15 protein-coding genes are annotated in these 20,448 nt (G+C 37.8%); 6 read left to right on the top strand and 9 right to left on the bottom strand.

Features of this window, described 5'->3' with window-relative positions; translation table 11 throughout:
• Positions 1–128 precede the first annotated feature (128 nt).
• The 4 genes from parE to N7548_RS05235 are packed head-to-tail and all read left to right on the top strand — an operon-like array spanning position 129 to position 7,550.
• The gene (gene parE, locus N7548_RS05250; protein WP_263608419.1) at positions 129–2,087 is read left to right on the top strand and encodes a DNA topoisomerase IV subunit B; all 1,959 of its coding nucleotides are present in this window, start codon (positions 129–131) and stop codon (positions 2,085–2,087) included.
• The gene (gene parC, locus N7548_RS05245) at positions 2,080–4,815 is read left to right on the top strand and encodes a DNA topoisomerase IV subunit A (protein WP_263608418.1); all 2,736 of its coding nucleotides are present in this window, start codon (positions 2,080–2,082) and stop codon (positions 4,813–4,815) included. Before parE ends, parC begins: the two co-directional genes overlap by 8 nt.
• Before the next feature lies 1 nt (position 4,816).
• Positions 4,817–6,454: a nucleoside kinase gene (locus N7548_RS05240; RefSeq protein WP_263608417.1), complete on the top strand. Its 1,638-nt coding sequence runs from the start codon at positions 4,817–4,819 to the stop codon at positions 6,452–6,454.
• A gap of 25 nt (positions 6,455–6,479) precedes the next feature.
• Positions 6,480–7,550 carry a hypothetical protein gene (locus N7548_RS05235; RefSeq protein WP_263608416.1) on the top strand — a complete coding sequence of 357 codons (1,071 nt, stop codon included), beginning with the start codon at positions 6,480–6,482 and terminating at the stop codon, positions 7,548–7,550.
• Positions 7,551–7,589: 39 nt separating this feature from the next.
• Here N7548_RS05235 and N7548_RS05230 read toward each other — a convergent pair whose 3' ends face one another.
• Positions 7,590–8,021 carry a hypothetical protein gene (locus tag N7548_RS05230; protein ID WP_263608415.1) on the bottom strand — a complete coding sequence of 144 codons (432 nt, stop codon included), beginning with the start codon at positions 8,019–8,021 and terminating at the stop codon, positions 7,590–7,592.
• Positions 8,022–8,773: 752 nt separating this feature from the next.
• Between N7548_RS05230 and N7548_RS05225 the strand changes: the two genes are divergently transcribed.
• Both N7548_RS05225 and pyk read left to right on the top strand, forming a co-directional pair.
• A complete protein-coding gene (locus tag N7548_RS05225) occupies positions 8,774–9,748 on the top strand; it encodes an asparaginase (protein WP_263608414.1) in 975 nt (324 codons plus the stop codon).
• A gap of 246 nt (positions 9,749–9,994) precedes the next feature.
• Positions 9,995–11,410 carry a pyruvate kinase gene (gene pyk, locus N7548_RS05220; protein ID WP_263608413.1) on the top strand — a complete coding sequence of 472 codons (1,416 nt, stop codon included), beginning with the start codon at positions 9,995–9,997 and terminating at the stop codon, positions 11,408–11,410.
• Between the two features lie 44 nt (positions 11,411–11,454).
• Here the strand turns inward: pyk and N7548_RS05215 are convergent, their stop codons facing one another.
• The 8 genes from N7548_RS05215 to N7548_RS05180 all read right to left on the bottom strand — a co-directional run bounded on the left by N7548_RS05215 (position 11,455) and on the right by N7548_RS05180 (position 20,423).
• Positions 11,455–12,297: a nuclease-related domain-containing protein gene (locus N7548_RS05215; RefSeq protein WP_263608412.1), complete on the bottom strand. Its 843-nt coding sequence runs from the start codon at positions 12,295–12,297 to the stop codon at positions 11,455–11,457.
• A 157-nt stretch (positions 12,298–12,454) separates the two neighbouring features.
• Positions 12,455–13,630, bottom strand: coding sequence for a cell envelope integrity TolA family protein (locus N7548_RS05210; protein WP_263608411.1), 1,176 nt, complete (start codon positions 13,628–13,630; stop codon positions 12,455–12,457).
• Between the two features lie 10 nt (positions 13,631–13,640).
• Positions 13,641–14,813, bottom strand: coding sequence for a phosphopentomutase (locus N7548_RS05205; protein WP_263608410.1), 1,173 nt, complete (start codon positions 14,811–14,813; stop codon positions 13,641–13,643).
• Complete coding sequence (gene xerD, locus N7548_RS05200) at positions 14,806–15,711, bottom strand: site-specific tyrosine recombinase XerD (protein WP_263608409.1); 906 nt, start codon at positions 15,709–15,711, stop codon at positions 14,806–14,808. The genes N7548_RS05205 and xerD overlap by 8 nt, the downstream gene beginning before the upstream one ends.
• The gene (gene hemW / locus N7548_RS05195) at positions 15,708–16,799 is read right to left on the bottom strand and encodes a radical SAM family heme chaperone HemW (RefSeq protein ID WP_263608407.1); all 1,092 of its coding nucleotides are present in this window, start codon (positions 16,797–16,799) and stop codon (positions 15,708–15,710) included. The genes xerD and hemW overlap by 4 nt, the downstream gene beginning before the upstream one ends.
• Positions 16,800–16,868: 69 nt before the next feature.
• The gene (locus N7548_RS05190) at positions 16,869–18,308 is read right to left on the bottom strand and encodes a UDP-glucose--hexose-1-phosphate uridylyltransferase (protein ID WP_263608406.1); all 1,440 of its coding nucleotides are present in this window, start codon (positions 18,306–18,308) and stop codon (positions 16,869–16,871) included.
• Positions 18,309–18,316: 8 nt separating this feature from the next.
• The gene (locus tag N7548_RS05185; RefSeq protein ID WP_263608404.1) at positions 18,317–19,276 is read right to left on the bottom strand and encodes an aldose epimerase family protein; all 960 of its coding nucleotides are present in this window, start codon (positions 19,274–19,276) and stop codon (positions 18,317–18,319) included.
• Positions 19,269–20,423: a galactokinase gene (locus N7548_RS05180; protein WP_263608402.1), complete on the bottom strand. Its 1,155-nt coding sequence runs from the start codon at positions 20,421–20,423 to the stop codon at positions 19,269–19,271. The genes N7548_RS05185 and N7548_RS05180 overlap by 8 nt, the downstream gene beginning before the upstream one ends.
• Positions 20,424–20,448 lie beyond the last annotated feature (25 nt).

Raw genomic sequence — 20,448 nt, 5'->3', positions numbered from 1 at the left:
ACGTCAATATTATATCATATAATTTGAAATTCCAATTAAAATACTGCAAATATCGAAAATGACTATATTTTTTATTGTGAAAACGGTTTAAAATTTGGTATAATATCACTAAAGCAAGGACTGATTTAATGGAAGAATTGAAGAAGACTTATTCTGAGGATTCGATCCAGATATTGGAAGGACTCGAAGCGGTAAGAAAACGTCCTGGGATGTATATCGGGTCAACCGATACCAGGGGTTTACACCATTTGGTTTGGGAAATTGTCGATAATGCGATCGATGAAGCCCTATCTGGTTATGGGTCAGAGATTAACGTCACCATAAAAAATGATAATAGCATAGTGATCAATGATTTTGGTCGCGGCTTGCCATATAAGTTGCATAAATCTGGCAGACCAACGACGGAAATCATTTTTACTGTTTTACACGCTGGTGGGAAGTTTGGTTCTGAGGGTGGATATAAAGTATCTGGGGGCTTGCATGGTGTTGGTGCATCCGTTGTTAACGCCTTGTCAACATTCCTAGAAGTCACCATTTATCGTGATGGTCTCATCATGCAACAACGATTCACTGAAGGTGGGAAAGTGATTTCCCCATTGGTTGAGCTCGGTAAAACGAAAAGAACAGGCACAACGGTTTGGTTTAAACCGGACCCAAAGGTATTCTCCACCACACTTTACAGCTATGACACCATTAAAGACCGACTCCGTGAGAGTGCTTTTTTGATCCGCAATCTCAAGATTACCTTGAACGATGAACGTACCAATCAAAGTGACGTATTTCAATACGAACGCGGTATCTCTGAATACGTCGAATTCTTAAACAAAGGCAAACAAGAGTATCACCCAGTAAAAGATTTAATGGGTGTGTATACTGTCAATAAAAACAATGCGATTGAAGTCGAAACCGCATTCCAATTTACCAATCAATACAGCGAAACCATCATTTCGTTTGTTAATAATGTCCGTACGAGAGATGGTGGGACTCACGAAACAGGTTTCAAGAGTGCTTCCACCAGAGCCATCAATGATTATGCAAGAAAATACGGCATTTTAAAAGAAAAAGATCAAAATCTCGATGGTGTTGATATCCGGGAAGGCATGACTGCAGTCATTTCTGTTCGTATCCCTGAAGCATTTCTTGAATTTGAAGGACAAACCAAATCCAAGTTAGGCTCACCTGAAGCGAGAAACGCGATGGAATCGATCATCTACGATAAATTAACCTATTACCTCGAAGAAAATATGGAATTCTCTTCAGGTTTAATCAAACGTGCATTTGATGCTTTTAAGGCCAGAGAAGCTGCACGCAAAGCGAGAGATGAAGCCAGAAGCGATAAGAAGAAAAATAAAAAAGAAGTTTCCTTATCAGGTAAATTGACGCCAGCTCAAGGCAAAGATAAAACCAAGAATGAATTGTTCTTAGTCGAAGGTGACTCTGCGGGTGGATCGGCTAAACAAGGCCGTGATCGTCGTTTCCAAGCGATTTTGCCACTGCGTGGTAAGGTCATCAACACTGAAAAAGCAACCGTTGATGCGATTTTGAAAAATGAAGAAATCAATACCATTATCCACACCATTGGTGCGGAATTTGGTGCCGATTTCGATGTTAATAAATGTAATTATAACAAAGTCATCATCATGACCGATGCTGATACCGATGGTGCCCATATTCAAGTCTTGTTGATCACATTCTTCTTTAGATATATGAAACCATTGGTTGAAGCGGGTAAATTATACATCGCTTTACCACCATTATATAAAGTTACCCAAAAGAAGGGTGGCAAACTCCTTTCCAACTATGCTTGGAATGATGTTGAGTTGAAACGTCTGACTCAAAGTGGCAACACCACCATTCAACGTTACAAAGGGTTAGGGGAAATGAACTTTGACCAACTATGGGAAACCACCATGGATCCTAAGACACGCACATTGATTCAAGTCCGTCTAGAAGATGAAGGCGAAGCTGAAAAACGCGTTTCCGTCTTGATGGGTGACCAAGTAGGTCCACGTCGTGAATGGATTGAACACAACGTTGAGTTTATTGATGATGATGATTATCAAATCAAGGAGGCAGATTATGAGTAAGAAACCAGTCTCCCAAGCCATTGATACCTTTATCGAAGAGAAAATCACCAGCGAACGTTTAGAAGACATCGTTGGGGAACGTTTTGGACGTTATTCCAAATACATCATCCAAGATAGAGCATTACCGGATGCGCGTGACGGCCTCAAACCCGTTCAAAGACGCATTCTTTTTGCCATGTACAAAATGGGTATGTTTAACGACAAACCATATAAAAAGTCGGCTCGTATTGCTGGGGAAGTCATGGGTAAATACCACCCACATGGTGACTCATCTATTTATGAAGCCATGGTTCGTATGAGCCAAAACTTCAAAATGGGCGTTTGCTTGATCGACATGCACGGGAACAACGGTTCGATTGATGGTGACTCGGCTGCGGCGATGCGTTATACCGAAGCGAGATTGTCTAAAGAAGCTGAATTTTTGATTGCAGATATCGATAAACGTACGGTGCCTTTCATCCCAAACTTCGATGATGAAGAATTGGAACCAACCGTTTTACCTGCGAAGTTTCCAAACCTACTTGTCAATGGTGCGAACGGGATTTCATCCGGTTACGCCACCAAGATTCCACCACACAACCTAAAAGAAATCATTAAAGCGACCATCGAAAAAATCGACAAACCCGATTTAAATGTGGAACGCATTTTAAAAATCGTTCAAGGACCGGATTTTCCGACCGGTGCGATTGTTCAAGGCCGTGATGGCATCCGTCAAGCCTTCGAAACAGGGTCTGGGAAAGTCATTATCCGTTCAAAAACATTTTTTGAAACATTCAATAAAGACCAAACACGCATCGTCGTGACTGAAATTCCATTCGAAGTCAACAAAGCAGAATTGGTTAAATCGATCGATATGCTTCGAATTGATAAAAAACTGGAAGATTTACAAGAAGTTAGAGACGAATCTGACCGTGAAGGGTTAAGAATCTCGATTGAACTTAAAAAAGACTCTAATCCAGATATTTGCCTAGCTTACTTGTTAAAAAATACCGATTTACAAATCACATACAACTATAATATGGTTGCGATACACCACCAAAGACCCGTTCAAATGGGTATTTTAGACATCTTAGATGCGTATATCAACCATCAAAAGGAAGTCATCACCAACCGTTCAAACTTTGAACTCGATCGTGCAGAGAAACGTTTGCACATCGTCAATGGTTTGATCAAAATGGTGGATGTCGTCGATGAAGTTGTCCACATCATTCGTCAATCTAAAAATAAACAAAACTCTAAAGAAAACATCATGAATGCCTTTGGCTTTACAGAATTACAAGCGGAAGCCATCGTCACATTACAATTATATCGTTTGAGCTCAACAGATATTGACGCACTCATCAAAGAATCCAATGAACTGACTGAAAAAATCGAATGGCTTACCAAAGTACTTTCCGATGAACAGGTTTTATTGTCTGTCATTAAGAAGGAACTCAAAGAAGTCTCTTCTAAAGTTGGGACAGAAAGAAAAACACAAATTGAAGACGAAATTTCAGCCATCAAGATTGAAAAATCTGACCTTATCAGCGAAGAACGTGTTCGTGTAGGTGTGACTAAAGATGGTTACATCAAACGTTCGAATCTTCGTAGTTATGTCGCATCTAAACAACCAGGTCTAAAAGAACAAGATGGTATGTTATTCGATCAAGAAGTATCGACCAAAGATACACTGTTGATGTTTACTACCCTAGGTAATTATTTGTATATGCCTGTGTTTGAGATTGAAGAAACCAAGTGGAAAGATTTGGGTTCTTTCATCAACAACATCATCCCAATCGAGAAAAATGAATTCATCATTAAGATTTTATGTATCAGTGAGTTCGTTGAAGATCAAACCTTGTTGCTCATTACGGAATCCGGTCAAATCAAACAAACCAAGTTGAGTGATTTCAATGTTTCTCGTTACACCAAACCAATCCGTGCGATGAAGGTCGATGAAAACGATGAATTAACCTCTGTTGAACTCGGACCAAAACATAATATCATTGTGTTTACCAAACAAGCGAATGCGCTTAGATTCAATTCGACCGATGTCCCAATCTATGGTACACAAGCTAGTGGAATTAAGTCATTACCACTGGTGGGTGATGATAAAGTTGTCAAAGCCATTTATGCGAAATCATCCGATGATTTGGTTATTTTAACCTCCCTTGGTAATTTGAAACGAGAAAAGGTTGCTAACATTCCATTGTCTAAACGATTGAAGAATCCAATCCAATTGTTCGCGATGAAGAAACGTAATCCGCATTTCATTCGTGACGTTTCAAGACTTTCAAATGAACAAATCAAAGAAAATGTTTCTGTCCTCATCACTGCGAAGTTGGGTTCAGTTCAACTCAAGGTTGAGGATATCAAGTCGAGCGCAGAATATGGTAAACCATTTGTCGATTTCAACACCTTTGGCAAATCCTTATTCATCACCATTGAAACTGCCTCGAGTGAGTCTATTGATGAAGACATCATTGAAAAAGGTGAAGCCGTTCAGAAGGAAAAACCTGTGAAGGTACCTAAACCAAAAGCCGAGCCAAAACCGATTGCTCAAACCATCATTAAAGAAGAACCAAAAATACAACCAGAACTAAAAAAGACAGAAAACCCTGTAAAAAATGAACCGGTTGAAGTTGTTAAAGAATCGGAGCAAAAACCGGTAGAGAAGGAAACAAAGTCTAAGAAAATCCAAATTAAAAAATTATCAATCTTCGATGAAGAAGATGATTGGAAGGAGTAACATGATTAGAATTACCGTAAAAAATCAAGTCTTAGAACTTGATCCAGGCATGACGCTTGAAGCACTCAAGAATCAATTGGGGATTGAAGCTTACGCTGCAACCGTCAACAACCGAATTAGAGAGTTAACATTCCCGTTGACTAAAAATTCAGAAGTGGTCTTCCTGGACTTAAAAGACCGAGACGCTGTCAGAATTTATGAAGCGACTTTGAGATATGTGATTGCGATGGCCGTAAAAAATCTGTATCCAAACGTCAATGTTAAATTCAACTATAGCGTATCTAGAGCCATTTTAGGGGTGCTAGAAAACTTAGATCAAAAGATTGATCGTACCATCATCAAATCGATTGATTCCGAAATCAAACGATTGGTTGAACTTGATTTACCCATTGTCCGTAAAAACATGGATTTAGAAGAAGCAATTGAACTATACAAATCCAGTGGCAGTATGGATAAAGTCGGTATTTTAAAATATCGCGATGAAGACAAAGTTAATATGTACACCTGTGACCAATACTTCAACTATATGTTTGGTTACATGTTGCCTAGCACAGGTTACTTAAAACAATATGTGCTAAGCCTTTACCATCCTGGGTTCATTATCCAATACCCACGTAGTGAACTTGGTGGCATCATCCCAGCATTTGATGACGCACCGATTTTCTCAAGAACCATTAAAGAAGCAACCAAATGGGGTAAACTCATTGGTGGCGATTATATTTCAAAACTCAACCAATATGTTGAAAAGGGTTTAGAGGTAGAACTCATCAATATGTGTGAAACCAAACACAACCGTCAAATGGCGGAATTGGGTGATAAAATTGCATCCGACATCGATTCGATTCGTTTGATCGCGATTGCGGGACCATCCTCATCCGGTAAAACGACATTCTCAACGCGTTTGAGAATTGAACTCTTATCCAGAGGGATTAAACCGTTGATGATTTCGATTGATGACTACTATAAGCCGAAATCTCAAGCGCCTAAAGATGAGTTTGGAAACCCGGACTTAGAACACATTGAAGCGCTAGATATTCAACTATTTGACGAACAAATGTTGGCTTTGATTCAAGGTGAAGAGGTTACCTTACCACATTTCAACTTCAAATTAGGCAAGCGTGAAGATGGTCGTAAGGTACGCATCAGCGAAACCACCCCAATCATCATTGAAGGCATCCACGCCTTGAATGACCGTTTGACTGAGTCGATTCCACACCATCAAAAATTCAAGGTGTTCATCGCCCCTCAAACCCAATTACACATCGACAATCACAATCCAATTAGTTTTACGGACTTACGTTTATTAAGACGTATTGTACGTGACCAAAAATTTAGAAACTCACCAGCGGAAGAAACCATCGCGATGTGGGCGAGTGTTCGTCGTGGTGAATTCAAATGGATTTATCCATACCAAGAAACCGCCAATTATGTCTTTAATTCAGAACTCACTTATGAGTTAGCCGTCATGAAGAAACATGCCTTTAGAACGCTCAATGCGATTCCAAGGGATTCTGAACACTTCATCACCGCCAACCGCCTCATTAAGTTCTTGAAATACTTTAAAGACATTGAAGATGATTTAGTACCAAACAACTCACTCTTGAGAGAATTCATTGGTGGGTCTGTATTCCACGTATAAAAAAACAATCTAAGGAGGTGTTATTTTGAAATGCTTGAGCAACATGGAACGATTGCATTTGCCCAATGACTTGGTCATGCAGTTGTTTAGACTGTATGAACAAAAGGGTCAATCCTATTATTATAAAGCGTTGTTTAGCCGTGATGATGAAGTGATGGCAAGAACCACACTCGAACTCGATACGCAAGCATTGGCTTATTATTTAAAGCTGAATTTAACACCGGCTAGAATCAAATTATTGAGCGATCCGAAAAAAGATTTTGTTGCGAAAAACAAAGATGAGATCCTATTAAAAAACTTAAAAGAAATCTTATCTCGTGTACAACAATTGGCAGACACCTTCGATTTGACCACCAATGAGATCAAAGACCTCACCCTAACGATGTTTAGAGGGTATGATGATATCAGACTCATTCGAGACCCCAAAGCGAAAGCGGAACGTTTAGCGAAATCTTTTGAAGAATTGACACCAGAAGACAAACTCAAAAAGATCATTGAGTTGTTTCATCAACATCGACGAAACAACAAATATGAGATGGTTCAAATCATGACGAACTTCTATATCGATTTTGTTAAATTAGGGCTATTTTCGGATAGAAACGATTTGATTGGATTAATGACAATTTATACGCTCGCAGCGAAATACTTTAAAGTATGCCGCTACGATTCATTCTTTCAAGCTTTATTACCTTTACAACCACAGTTTGATAGTGGATTCATTCAAGCATCTTATAACTGGAGTGAAGGTTTCTCACAAACCGAACCCATTCAACGCATTCTTGTCAATGTATTAGAAACCTTACACAAGAATGTAGAAATTAAAGCACATGAATATGAGTTCGAACGCAAAATGAATAAAACCAACAGTATTGAAGGCACTGTTTTAAGCGGGCCAGCAACCTTTAGTAAAAAAGACATCCGTGCCAAACATCCGTATGCTTCAGACGCTACCATCAATCGAACATTGATGAGTTTGAAAGAACGCGGTCTCATTCGACCTCTTGGCAGTGGTCGTACAGCACAATGGTTAAGGGTCACTGACAAATTAGAAAAGTTCAATCCCCAACAGTTGGATCTATTCAACCACGCAGAGTAAAACAAAACGCATATCGGCCGATATGCGTTTTTTTGATCTCTATTTATATGGGATTAAAACACGAACGACATTGTCATTCTTTTGAAACAAAGCGAATACACTAGACATATCATCTTTCAATTGATTGACTTTCTTGTATTCAGTCATTTCATCATTGAATTTGCCATCTAAGAAATCTTCATAATTCGAGATAGGGATTTCACATTCAATGAATTTATTATTGCTCAATGAAATGACCTTGGATTGTCCAACCGATTTAAGCCCTGCAGGGATGGATGCGTAACCAACATAAAGGACATTGCGTACACCGCCTTGCTTAATGACCATGTCAAACGTATAAACTTCAAAATCGCTAACAGCATTTTGATCTAAGTATTTATGAAGTTCGGATTGAACCTCCTCAGGTGATTTCCCCATGACTTGAACTAAATGTGTATGGGGTAAAGTGACACGATTAAAACCTAGAGACATCTTTTTACCTCGTTTCTTTTATACTTTTATTTTATACGTATTCCATTTAAACATCAATACATAACCATAGGTAATAATACGAATATTTATTCATATTATATTAAAAGATGATTAGATACCTGATTCCAAAAATAGTGACACAAACACGATGGAAGAAAAATAGTCTATAACTGTAATCATACCTCCTTTTCGTTATAATGAAAAATGACACCTATACCCATGAGAAAAAGAAGAAGTATTAGCAGTAAAAGATGGTCTAAACAAATCCCCCAAAAAACACCTAAAAAGGTCGAAAATGACCCTAGATGGGCAAATGTTAACAATACAAGATGTCATTTGTTAAAAACACCTCTCTCGCACTATATTAATTATATAATAATCGATTAGTGAGTATAATTAAATCATTTTCAATAGGTTTAATTGCCTCATTAAACAATATAAAAGTTCTATTCGTGATATCATTTAATCAAGAGAAGTTTCTTATTTTATTTTTATGTTTATGCCTATAATGTATATTATGTAAACCATATAGAAAAACGACTATAGTGCGGTCGATGGGTTTTTTGTGGGAATGTTTAAAACTCATTTGCCTTAAATTTCGGCCTTCTCAAAATGTGATGGGTGTATTTTACCATTTTTGGGTATATCGTTTAAGCTTCACTTTTAATCTCGAAAAAATTCTCTTTCAAGACCATCTTTTTTAAATGCAAATTTCATGGCTTCATGGTAAAATGAATTCGGAGTTGATGACTATGAAAAAAATACTAATTGTCTTTACCGGTGGAACGATTTCCATGACCAATGATGATCAAACATCTAAGTCTGTCATATCGAATAATGAATCTGATTTAATCAGTAAAATAGGAAAGCGTTTTCATAATTTTACATTGGTTCCGCATTTATTTTCTATGAAGCCTTCTCCATCCATCACACCAACCGATATGTTACAAATTGGTCAGCTGATTGATAGCTACTTATCTAGTGATGAATTTGTTGGTGCTGTGGTTACTCATGGAACAGACACACTAGAGGAAACAGCTTATTTCTTGGATTTATATGTCCAGACCAAAAAGCCTGTTGTCGTTACAGGATCTATGCGAAATTTCTCTGAACTGGGTTATGATGGGTTTAGTAATTTATTGTCAGCCATATTGGTTGCATCCAGTGATAACTCATACAATCGTGGGTGTCTTGTGGTTTTGAATGATGAAATCAATTCAGCCATTGAAGTTACGAAAACACATACCCTCGCTTTAGATACATTTAAATCTATGGAGTTTGGTCCACTTGGGATTGTCGACGAACAGGATGTCACATATTATCGTGATTCCGCAAAGAAAAAATATCACTTAACACCTTCTCAATTGACGGCTCAAGTTGAAATTGTTAAAGTCGTAACTGGTCAAAATGGTGATCTTATTGACTTCTTCGTTGATTCAAAAAAAGTTCAGGGCATTGTTTTAGAGGGATTTGGTCGAGGGAATGTCCCACCAACCATGGTACCAGCAATTAAGCGTGCACTTGACCAAGGGATTAAGGTTGTTATTACTTCACGTTGTCCTAAAGGACGCGTGCGTGACACGTATGGATATGAAGGCGGAGGCTATCATTTGAAACAATTAGGCGTCTTATTTGCTGGTGATTTATCGAGTCAAAAAGCACGATTAAAGCTCATGTTAGCCCTCAGTCAAGCCAATACAAAGGTTGAAAAATACTTTGAATTTTAACTTGAAAGCCTAGCGACCCTAGGCTTTTTATTATGAATAAATTAAGTAAAGCGCTTTCTAGATTTTACATCGTTATCTCGCCATTATGGGGTTTATTGTGATTTTTGAAAGGAATTGTGAAAATATGAAAAACTTGTCCTTTTATCTACCTTTTTATGAAATATGTGGTAAAATACTTATGGATGTTTAATCAGGATATTCATAACAGAATTGATCCTACGAAAAATCGAATTTAGGAGGCATTTTATGAAACGTAAAACCAAGATTGTTTGTACCATTGGACCATCCAGTGAAAATGAAGTAATGATTGAAAAAATGATTGAAGCAGGGATGAACGTTGCACGTTTAAACTTCTCCCATGGTTCACATGAAGAACATAAAAACCGCATTGAAACCATTCGCCGTGTCGCTGCGAGAATGGGCCGTTTTGTCGGTATTTTAGCTGACACCAAAGGACCAGAAATTCGTACTGGTGTATTCGAAAATGGTTTCGCATCCTTTAAAAAGGGTGACATTGTAAAAGTCCATAAAGAACAAATCGTTGGTACCAAAGAAGCCTTCCATATCGATTGTAGAGAATTATTTGATGACATTAAAGTGGGCGATTTCTTACTCATTGACGATGGTAAGATGCGTCTCAATATCATCGAAGCTAACAATGAAGTATTAACCTGCGAGATTTTTAACAACGGCGTTATTAAAACCAAAAAAGGTGTGAACGTACCTAACGTTAAATTGTCAATGCCTTTTGTATCTAAAAAAGACAAAGAGGACATGAAGTTCTGTGCTGAAATGGCTGTCGATATGATCGCGTTATCATTCGTTAGACGTAAAGACGATGTATTAGAAATCAAAGAAATCCTCAAAGAATTCAATGCACCAAGAATTGAAATCATTGCGAAAATCGAATCTCAAGAAGGCGTCGATGAACTCGAAAGCATCCTTGAAGTTTGTGATGGTGTCATGGTTGCTAGAGGTGACTTAGGGGTTGAAGTTTCAACCGCTTTAGTACCACTATATCAAAAGAAAATCATTTCTGTTGCCAATGCTAAAGGCAAACCAGTGATTACCGCTACACACATGTTAGAATCTATGATGAGCAACCCACGTCCGACACGCGCTGAAGCTTCTGACGTTGCGAATGCCATTTTGGATGGATCTGATGCAATCATGCTATCCGGTGAATCCGCTGCTGGTGAATACCCAGTGGAATCAGTATTGACCATGGATACCATTGCAAAAGCCATTGAAGACAACATTCCTTATTATGAAAAGCTACAAAAAGCGATTCAAACCTCACAATCCACAGTAAACGATGCGATTGGTATCTCTGTTAGTTTAAGTGCGCTCACATTACCTGAAGTTAAAGTGATCATCGCGTTTACTGAAACCGGTGGTACACCTAAACGTCTATGCAAATTTAGACCTTCTGTACCAGTGATCGCAGTATCCAATAACCGCGCTACTTGCAACCAATTGACTTATTATTGGGGCGTATTCTCTGCTTATCGTAGAGACTTTACAGACATGGGTTCATATGACCGTGTCGCTATCGATGTGGCTAAAGAATTTGGCTTCCAAAAAGGCGATAAGATCATCATCACCTCTGGTTGGGCACAACAACATGGTTCAACCAATACCCTACGTATCATCGAAATCTAATTTAACCAAAGAAAAAGAGTTCAACTCACAATTGAACTCTTTTTTTAGTATTTAATGATGTTTTTTTCTAACTTGTTTTGAGCGTTTTTAAGATCGCTTTCTGTATAGATACTTGGTTGATTTTGAACGTATGAGATGAAATCTTTTAGTGAGAAAAGACGTTCATTCATGGCGTCAAAAGTTTCATCGATCATGGTTTCTTTTAGAATAGTTATGCCTTTAATTGGATATGTGGGTAAATATTTTTGAATATTTTTTACATATAAATCGGTTTGCATGATTGGATTGGATAAGTGATTACTTTTAATCCAGTGATGATATAAATCTTGATCCACTTTAAGTGTTTTTTTGAGACCTAAATAGAAGTAAGGTGTCCAAGTACGTTCGGTAATGTCACCTTTTATGGGGCCATCAAAGGATAAAACTTGAATGGCGTATATACCTGAGTTATGGAATAAAATCAAATCAATGGATATATCGCTATGATCGAATGATTGATTTTCAAGCACAACATCGAAGTATAATGGACATTTAAACTTGTTGTAGATGCTTTCAAAAGCACTGATTTGATCGATATAATTCGGTAAATGGTACTCCTTTTGGTACGGTTTTTGATAGATTTTGAAACAGGTTGAACGAAAATATTGTTGTTTTTGTCGCTCATTTTTTATTTTTCTAAAGACGACAATTAATATGATGGCGATGGCTGTCCCGATTGTCAACGAAATGGACATCCAAGTGAATACATCTCGCTTCCCAATAACAAAATTATAAATACCAAATACCACTGATAACATAAACGTAATGGCTAGAATGATTAATCTCGTATAGAAGTCTAGTTCAAGAAGATCTCTCAAATACGCTCTAGATGAATGGTGACGATGCATAGACATGCCTTCTTTCGTATCGATATTTGTTTTTAGTATAACACATTTACTAACATTTGAATGAAATTAATTTAGATTTTACTATCTTAACTGATCAAAAAATAGCCATATTAATGAAAAAAAACACAGATAAGGACATTATCTGTGTATGGTTTGATTATTTATCCTCTTCTTGAAGTGGAATGGTGCCTAAGGGTTCAACAGAGGCTTCTTTTGTCTCTATCACTGGCTCAACGACATCAGTCTTTGACTTGCGTGATCTCGGTTTTTTAACCTTAACAGGTTCATTTTCTTCGACGACTGGCACTTCCGATGCCAGTGGAGCTGATTCGACTGGTAAAACAGAAGCTTGTTCAGATACTTCGGCTTCATCTTCCACTTTTTCTTCAGCAACTTTCGCTTTACGTGGGCGTTTTTTCTCTTCTGGTTTCTTATTTTGACGTTCGAGTTCCAGTTCTTGTTGCGCAACTTCTTCAGGCACAATCGCTTCAATCTTCGCTTTATTTTCTTCGAATTCACGTTTTAATGTGGCTTCTTTGATACGTTCGATTTCGAGTTCTTTTTCTTTCTTTAAGCGTTCAAGTTCAAGTTCTCTGGTGCGATTTTCCTTAATGGATTCTTCACGAATACGAATCTCATTGAGTTCAAATTCATCTTGATCAAGTTTATATTTGATGGCGTCATGTTCTTTCTTTTGTTGTCGACGAATTTCAGATTCTCTTAACGTTTTATTCGTCGATAACACCATGTGACGGCGTAATTTAATGAACGGTCTAAATACCAAACCAACGATTAATCCCGTACGTTCCATGAAATTGTATTGCCCAGATTCGAAACGAATGCGTTTCGCTTCGATGCGTTCTTGACGTTTCAATAGTTTGTATTGGTGTTTCATAAAACGGTTGTTGATTTTCGGTTTAATGGACTTTCTTAAGCCAATTTCATTCTCAACATAAATTCTAAATTTACGGTATTTTTTACGATTCGCGAACACGAATTTCTTGATTTCAGCCAAATTGAAGCGAACTTGGTATTTGCTTCTAGGGGCAATCATAACCAATTTTTCTTCGAGCGGATGTGAAATATTACGTAATTCCACACCGACCACGTTGATATGATTGGTAGAGAAAGCTTTATTAATGATGGTTAAATTGATGTATTGTTCGCCATCCATCTCCAATAATGTTTCTTGAATATAGAATTCTTGTTCACCTACACGGTTCGCGATACGTGACAAACGAACGAGTGTGATGATCGATGTCACAAATAAAACAAGAATCCCGGAGAAGACAATGATGTCTTCAGGGGTTAAAGATTGTAACCATTCTAACATAATGCCCTCCTTATATTAAATCCAAAAACGATTGACCATTTTCGGTTTTTTCCACTTTAAAGTTGTCTGAGATGGTAGCCGCAATATCCGCAAATGTCTTCATTAGTGGCAATGCTTTACCAGGTTTACCTTTGGCATAAACCAATAGCGGTACATATTCACGGGTATGGTCTGTACCATGATGAATTGGGTCGTTACCATGGTCAGCAGTGATCATTAGTAAATCATCTTCATTAAGATATTCCATGAGTTTTGGTAGGTCCTTATCAAAGGATTCAATGGCTTTACCATAGCCAATCGGGTCTCTACGATGGCCATATAAGGCGTCAAAATCAACTAAATTTAAGAAACATAATCCTTTAAATGGGTGATTTTTTGCAATCTTAATGATTTTATCCATACCATCTTCATTAGATAGGGTACGTTCATAGTGATTGATTCCTTCACCAACAAATATATCGTTGATTTTACCTAAAGCAATGACATCCAATCCATGTTCATCCATGAAATTCAATGTGGTTTTGCCAAATGGTTTTACAGCGTAATCATGACGGTTCGGTGTACGTTTGAAATCATTTTTATTGGTTCCAACAAAAGGACGGGCAATGACACGTGCCACTTTCCATTCCTCTTTCATCGTGATTTCACGAGCGATTTCACAAATACGATATTGTTCCTCAATAGGAATAATGTCTTCATGCATCGCTATTTGTAATACGGAGTCTGCCGATGTATAGACGATCAGTGCACCAGTACGCATGTGTTCTTCACCCAGATCAGCGATGATTTCTGTGCCTGATGCAGCCACATTACCAATGATTTCTCTACCGGTTTGTTTGGTCAATTCATCGAGTAATGCCTTAGGAAAGCCAGTATCGGTAAATGTTTGGAATGGTTCGGTGATATAGAGGCCCATCATTTCCCAGTGACCTGTCATGGTATCTTTACCCGTTGAAGCTTCTTGAATCTTGGTATAGCTTGCAAGAGGGGCTTGTGCAGCAGGCACACCTTTGATCGGTATGATGTTGCCATAACCTAATTTTTGCATATTAGGGATATGCAAGTTCATTTTTTCAGCGATATGACCGATGGTATTTGAACCAAGGTCGTTGTAGTCTTTAGCATCTGGGGCTTCGCCACATCCCAAGCTGTCCATGACGATTAAAAATACGCGTTTATACATTGTTTTTCTCCTTCGCTCTCGGATGTGTATTTAAATAGACATCCTTTAAATGTTTTTGACTGATGTGTGTATAGATTTGGGTGGTTTGAATGTCTTCATGACCCAATAATTCTTGTAAGGTGCGTAAATCCACACCGGCTTCTAATAAGTGGGTTGCGAACGAATGACGCAAGGTATGAGGTGAAACATCACGATCAATCCCAGCTACTTTCGCAATCTTCCTCAAGATTTTAAAGAAACCTTGACGGGAAAGTCGTTTCCCATCTTGATTTAAAAATAAGTAATCTATGCTATTCATTGTAAGTTGATTTCTGGATTTTGTCAAATAAAGTCTTAAGGCTTGAACAGACATGTCCCCTAGGGGAACTTCGCGTTCTTTATTGCCTTTACCGAGGACACGAACATAACCTTCAAGTAGATGGATATCTGCGATTTTCAAATCCAGTAATTCAGATACACGTAACCCAGAACCATAGATTAGTTCCAATAAAGCTTGATTACGGATTGATAGCGGATCGGTCCCTTTGACGGCTTCAATGATTTTAATGACCTCTTGAACCGATAGAACTTGCGGTAACGTTTTTTCAACCTTAGGTGACTCTATATCATAAGCGACATTCGTATCTAATTCATTTTCAATCAATAAAAACTGATGAAATCCTTTGATTGCGGTTAGCTTTCTCGATAGCGATTTTGAAGATAAATTTTTTTTGTGCAAACTTTTTAAAAATGTTTCGATGTGTTTTCGTTCTATCTTTTGGATTTTAGTGATTTCATAGGATTTTTCTAAGTAGGTCCGATATTGTTCTAAATCTCTTAGGTAAGCCGTTATGGTGTTTTGACTTAACCCTTTTTCACGTTTCAGATAGTATTGGTATTCATTGATTAAGTATTTCATATAAACACCTCAAACACTTGATTGCCTAACAATAAACCCTTTCGAGTTAATCGAAGGTGTTGATCCACAATTTCAATTAAACCCAGGGCTTGCAACTGAATCAATTTTGGGTATTTTTCGAATAATTTGAACCCAAATCGTGTTTCAATGTCATCGATTCGAATGCCTTCCAATCGTCTTAATCCGAAGATGAGGGTATCGGATAAATATTGTTGGTCAGTTTCATGATAAGCAGAGGCTAAAGGTTTTTCATAGTAATCAGGGAGATTGCGATGATTTTGAGTTCTGAGTTTACCATCAAATCCATGTGCGCCTGCGCCGATGCCAACGTAAGGATCCATCGACCAATAAAGTTGGTTGTGTTTAGAAGCGTGGTTACCTTTTGTGAAATTCGATATTTCATATTGTTTAAATCCCAACGCATTTAAGCGGTCGATGATGTATTCATACATATCGGCTTCTAAATCGATATCGGCTTTTCGAAACTGCTTCTTTAAGTATTGGTGATAAAATACGGTTTTCTCTTCTAAAATGAGAGAATAGTAACTGATGTGTTTGATGGCTAACGTGGATACGATGTCTAAATCGTGTTGAATCGAAGCCATGGTTTGACCTGGAATTGCGAAGATTAAATCAATACTGATGTTGTCAATGCCGATGTCATTTAAATCTTCGATGGCATAGAACACTTGAGTATTGTGGTGTTTTCTTCCAATATAGGTTAAGATTTCTGGTTCAAAGGATTGGACCCCTAAACTAACGCGGTTAATGCCATACTGTTTAAATAACATCCCTTTGTCATGGGTATATGATTCTGGATTCACTTCAATCGTATACTCTAAAGGTTTAAGGTCCTTAAATAATTCTAGTAAATAGGTTAACTGCTTGATATCTAACATCGAAGGTGTACCACCACCGATATAGACGGTATCAAATTGTCGATCAATTAGGGGGATTTGGTCAAACTCTTTTTTGAGATGGACCAAATATTCATCGATCATTTCACGGTTTTTCGCCACCCGTTTAGCGAAATCACAATAAAAACATATGTGCTCACAAAATGGGATATGGACGTATAAGCCTTTCATAACATCACCTGTAATAATTATAACACAGGTTTACATAATATTGAAAAAAAATAACCGAGGATTGCTCGGTTATCGGATACAACTTTGGATGAATTCATCCATGGCTTGGATACCTGAATCGTTCAGTTTAAAAACACCTGCATGCTCTAATACCGTTTTGAATTTATCACCAACCGCAGCTTCAAGATCTGCCATGTTGTGAACTTGGTTGGATTGTTTTAATGCATTCAACCAAGGTTGATGAATGGCTAATTCAGGGTAAATAGTACCATGTAATATGAAATCTAACCCTTTAGCAAGTTCCGTTTTGAGACGACCAGGTAGAATGGCCAACCCCATGGCCTCGATTAGACCGATGTTTTCTTTTTTGATGTGTTGGACATCACGGTGTGGGTGGAAAATGCCTTCAGGATACACCTCATTCACACGATTATTTCGTAGAATGATATCGATTTGATAAGCATCATTTACTTTTCTCGCAATGGGTGTAATTGTATTATGTAAACCATAAGATTTTGAAATGATATCGAGTGCTTCATGATCGTAGGTACGCCATTGGTTAAGTATACGTTTGGATACCTTTAATAAAGTGTCCCTATTTTGACTGGTCAATCTAATGGTGGATAAGGGCCAATAAATGTGTGAGAGGGTTAAATCTTGGATTTGATAGGATTTAATGATTTTAGCGGATTCAATTGGGAAATGGTGTTTTCCCCCTTGAAAATGGTCATGATCGAGGATCGAGCCACCCACAATCGGGATATCTGCATTTGAACCAATGAAATAATCTGGGTTATAATCGATGAAATCCAGCAAATAGTGGAATGTTTCTTCACACATTTTCATTGGTGTATGGTCATCACTTAAAATGATACAATGCTCGTTATAATAGGCATAAGGCGAATATTGAAAATGCCATAAACGTTTGTATAACGTGATTGGAATGATTCGCAAATTCATTCTTGCATTGTCATAATTGTGTTCGTTTTCTTTGCAAATGAGACATTTCGGACCTGTTTTTGGTACATCCTTTTGTTCCAAAGCTTTCGCAATATCTTTTGGATCTTTTTCAGGTTTGGATAGATTGATGGTCAAATCGATTGTCCCATAGATGGATGGATAATGAAAGGACACATTTTGAGCGATACGTTTGGTTTTAATGTAATTCACATCCATGGATAAGTGATATAAATAATCAAATGCCTTACGTCGATTTTGTTGATAAAGGCGTAAGAACGTCATTTTGGTTTCACTTGGAGATGGCATCACAAAATCAAATAAATACGCTTCAAAAGCATCCCGTTCATTCAAGGTATTGGGTTCAAATAAGCCCAAATCAAACCCTAAATCCAAGAGCTTTTCCATGACCAAATCGATGGGTTCATCCACCATTTTGAATGGACTAAGTGGTAGATTATAGAGTTGTAATAGTTTATGTAAGGATGGATTGGGATCGACAATCCATTGGTGTTTCAAACCGTAAGTAACTAACGCGAATAGTGGATTCATATAGCCTCCTAAAATTCGAACTCAAAATCAATAAAATGATGGTATGGTTCATTTTTCTTTAAAATCGCTGAATTCAATATAGGATGATGAATGCCATCAGGTTCATACTGACATTCGAATGTGATACTTGAATGAACCCCTTGAGGTACCGAGGTATTCAGTGGTTTTTTAGATATGAAATTATGGGTATAAATGACCACACTAGGGTAGTTGCTGTAGACATTCAATCGTCTTTGGGTCTTGGGATCGAATAAACTGCCAACGTGATTACTGTTGGTGATGAAACAGTGATCAAGCCCTTTTTGAGCGGTATCTAACAAAGCTAAAACGCCGTTCCTGAGCGGTTTTGGTTGTATAAAATCAAAAGGTGTTTGAGCGACATTTGCTTGCTTAATGAATCGATATTGGTCATCTAAGACATTGTATTTTCGTGCATTCAACATCAAATGGTGGTCTAAAATATCACCACCGTCAATGTTTAAATTGAAATACACATGGTTGGTTAAGTTACATAATGTATCTTTTGTCCCTTGAGCTTGATATTCAATATGCACCGTTTTATTGACCAAACGATACCATACGCGAACAGATAGTTCTCCTGGAAATGTATTGGTTTCAGGATCAACATAGGCTAAAATAACCTCATCCGATTTTTGTGATACCACATCGAATGTTTTAATCCATAACCCATCTTTACCGCCATGTAACATAAAAGGACTATTGGGATTACACTCCACATCGTATACATGTTGATTTAGCTGATAATTTGGGCCAAACAAACGACCTGAGATGCGACCAATCGATTTACCGTAATAATTGGTACTCGTTAAGTAATCATCTGGATTCGTATTGGTGACTAACACAGGAATTTCTTGATTCGATTTTAAATAAATTTGATAAATACCAGCACCTAGCGTCGAAATGACTGTCTTTAGGTGTTCGTTTTCAAGTGTGATGAATTTATTCAATGCGTTTCACCCCATCCGTAAATATGACATCATAAAAAGTAGGCACGAGTTCGGTTTTATCTGTATAGATTTGTGAAACCAAAGATTCAAATGAACCCATGATATCATTTGGGACAAGTGCGATGGCACAGCCACCAAAACCAGCGCCTGTAACACGGGCACCAATGGCACCTGCTTTTAGCGCACCTTCGACCAAGACATCTAAGTGTAAACCAGTGACTTCATAGTCATCTTTTAGCGATGCATGAGACGCATTCAATAGCGCAGCAAAGCCAATAGCGTCATTGTTGGCCATACGTTTTTCTGCCTCAATCACGCGTGCTTGTTCAGTCACGACGTGTTTAAATCGCTTGAGTAAAACGTCATCTTTAATCCATGATTTCAATGAGTCCAATTGATCTGGTGTGATTTCACATAAGGTTTTAACGGGTTGAATCGTTTGAATTTGATTCAAAACAGTTTGACATTCTTTCACGCGTTCATTGTATTTGGAATCGGTATTTTTACGTTTGTAGTTGGTATTCATAATGACCCAGGTATAGCCCTTAAAGGTTGCGTTTACAGCATGGGTTTCAAGGGTATGGGTATTCATGATGAGGGCTTTCCCTTCAATCCCTTTCGCAATGATCAGTTGGTCCATAATCCCACAATGTAAACCCATATAGTGGTTTTCGACTTCTTGACCAATTAAAGCGATGTTTTCGCGCGTTAAATTGAGGTTAAATACATCTGAAAATACATAACCAATCAACACTTCTAAGGACGCACTGGATGATAACCCTGAAGCTGGCGGGAGATTACCTTCAATCAAGACATCTAAACCGTGTTCGATCTGATAACCACGCTTTATCAATGTTTGGATGATACCTTTCGCATAATTCACCCAACCATGGGTTTCTTGATAAGATAAATCCGATAACGATACTGTGACGATGCCTTGATCTTTAAAATTGGATGAATAGAACCGGATCATTTGGTCGGTTCTATTTGAAATTGCAGCATAAGTGCCAATCGATATGGCAGCAGGAAATACCAATCCGCCATTATAATCGATGTGTTCGCCAATGATGTTGACCCTACCTGGCGAATAGTAGAGTCGTTCTGGATGTTGTTGATATACGTCATTAAATGTTTGTTTAAGTTCCATAAAAGTCACCTTCTATTCAAATTAT

The organism is Paracholeplasma manati (assembly GCF_025742995.1).
Classification (GTDB): Bacteria; Bacillota_I; Bacilli_A; order Acholeplasmatales; family UBA5453; genus Paracholeplasma; species Paracholeplasma manati.
This window is presented reverse-complemented; position numbering and strand designations above follow the sequence as displayed.

Excerpts from the sequence above, each read along its gene's own strand:
- pyk (WP_263608413.1), top strand. The coding sequence starts at position 9,995 with ATGAAACGTAAAACCAAGATTGTTTGTACCATTGGACCATCCAGTGAA.
- hemW (WP_263608407.1), bottom strand. The coding sequence starts at position 16,799 with ATGAAAGGCTTATACGTCCATATCCCATTTTGTGAGCACATATGTTTT.
- N7548_RS05190 (WP_263608406.1), bottom strand. The coding sequence starts at position 18,308 with ATGAATCCACTATTCGCGTTAGTTACTTACGGTTTGAAACACCAATGG.
- parE (WP_263608419.1), top strand. The coding sequence starts at position 129 with ATGGAAGAATTGAAGAAGACTTATTCTGAGGATTCGATCCAGATATTG.
- N7548_RS05230 (WP_263608415.1), bottom strand. The coding sequence starts at position 8,021 with ATGTCTCTAGGTTTTAATCGTGTCACTTTACCCCATACACATTTAGTT.
- N7548_RS05205 (WP_263608410.1), bottom strand. The coding sequence starts at position 14,813 with ATGTATAAACGCGTATTTTTAATCGTCATGGACAGCTTGGGATGTGGC.
- N7548_RS05210 (WP_263608411.1), bottom strand. The coding sequence starts at position 13,630 with ATGTTAGAATGGTTACAATCTTTAACCCCTGAAGACATCATTGTCTTC.
- N7548_RS05225 (WP_263608414.1), top strand. The coding sequence starts at position 8,774 with ATGAAAAAAATACTAATTGTCTTTACCGGTGGAACGATTTCCATGACC.
- xerD (WP_263608409.1), bottom strand. The coding sequence starts at position 15,711 with ATGAAATACTTAATCAATGAATACCAATACTATCTGAAACGTGAAAAA.
- N7548_RS05240 (WP_263608417.1), top strand. The coding sequence starts at position 4,817 with ATGATTAGAATTACCGTAAAAAATCAAGTCTTAGAACTTGATCCAGGC.
- N7548_RS05215 (WP_263608412.1), bottom strand. The coding sequence starts at position 12,297 with ATGCATCGTCACCATTCATCTAGAGCGTATTTGAGAGATCTTCTTGAA.
- N7548_RS05180 (WP_263608402.1), bottom strand. The coding sequence starts at position 20,423 with ATGGAACTTAAACAAACATTTAATGACGTATATCAACAACATCCAGAA.
- parC (WP_263608418.1), top strand. The coding sequence starts at position 2,080 with ATGAGTAAGAAACCAGTCTCCCAAGCCATTGATACCTTTATCGAAGAG.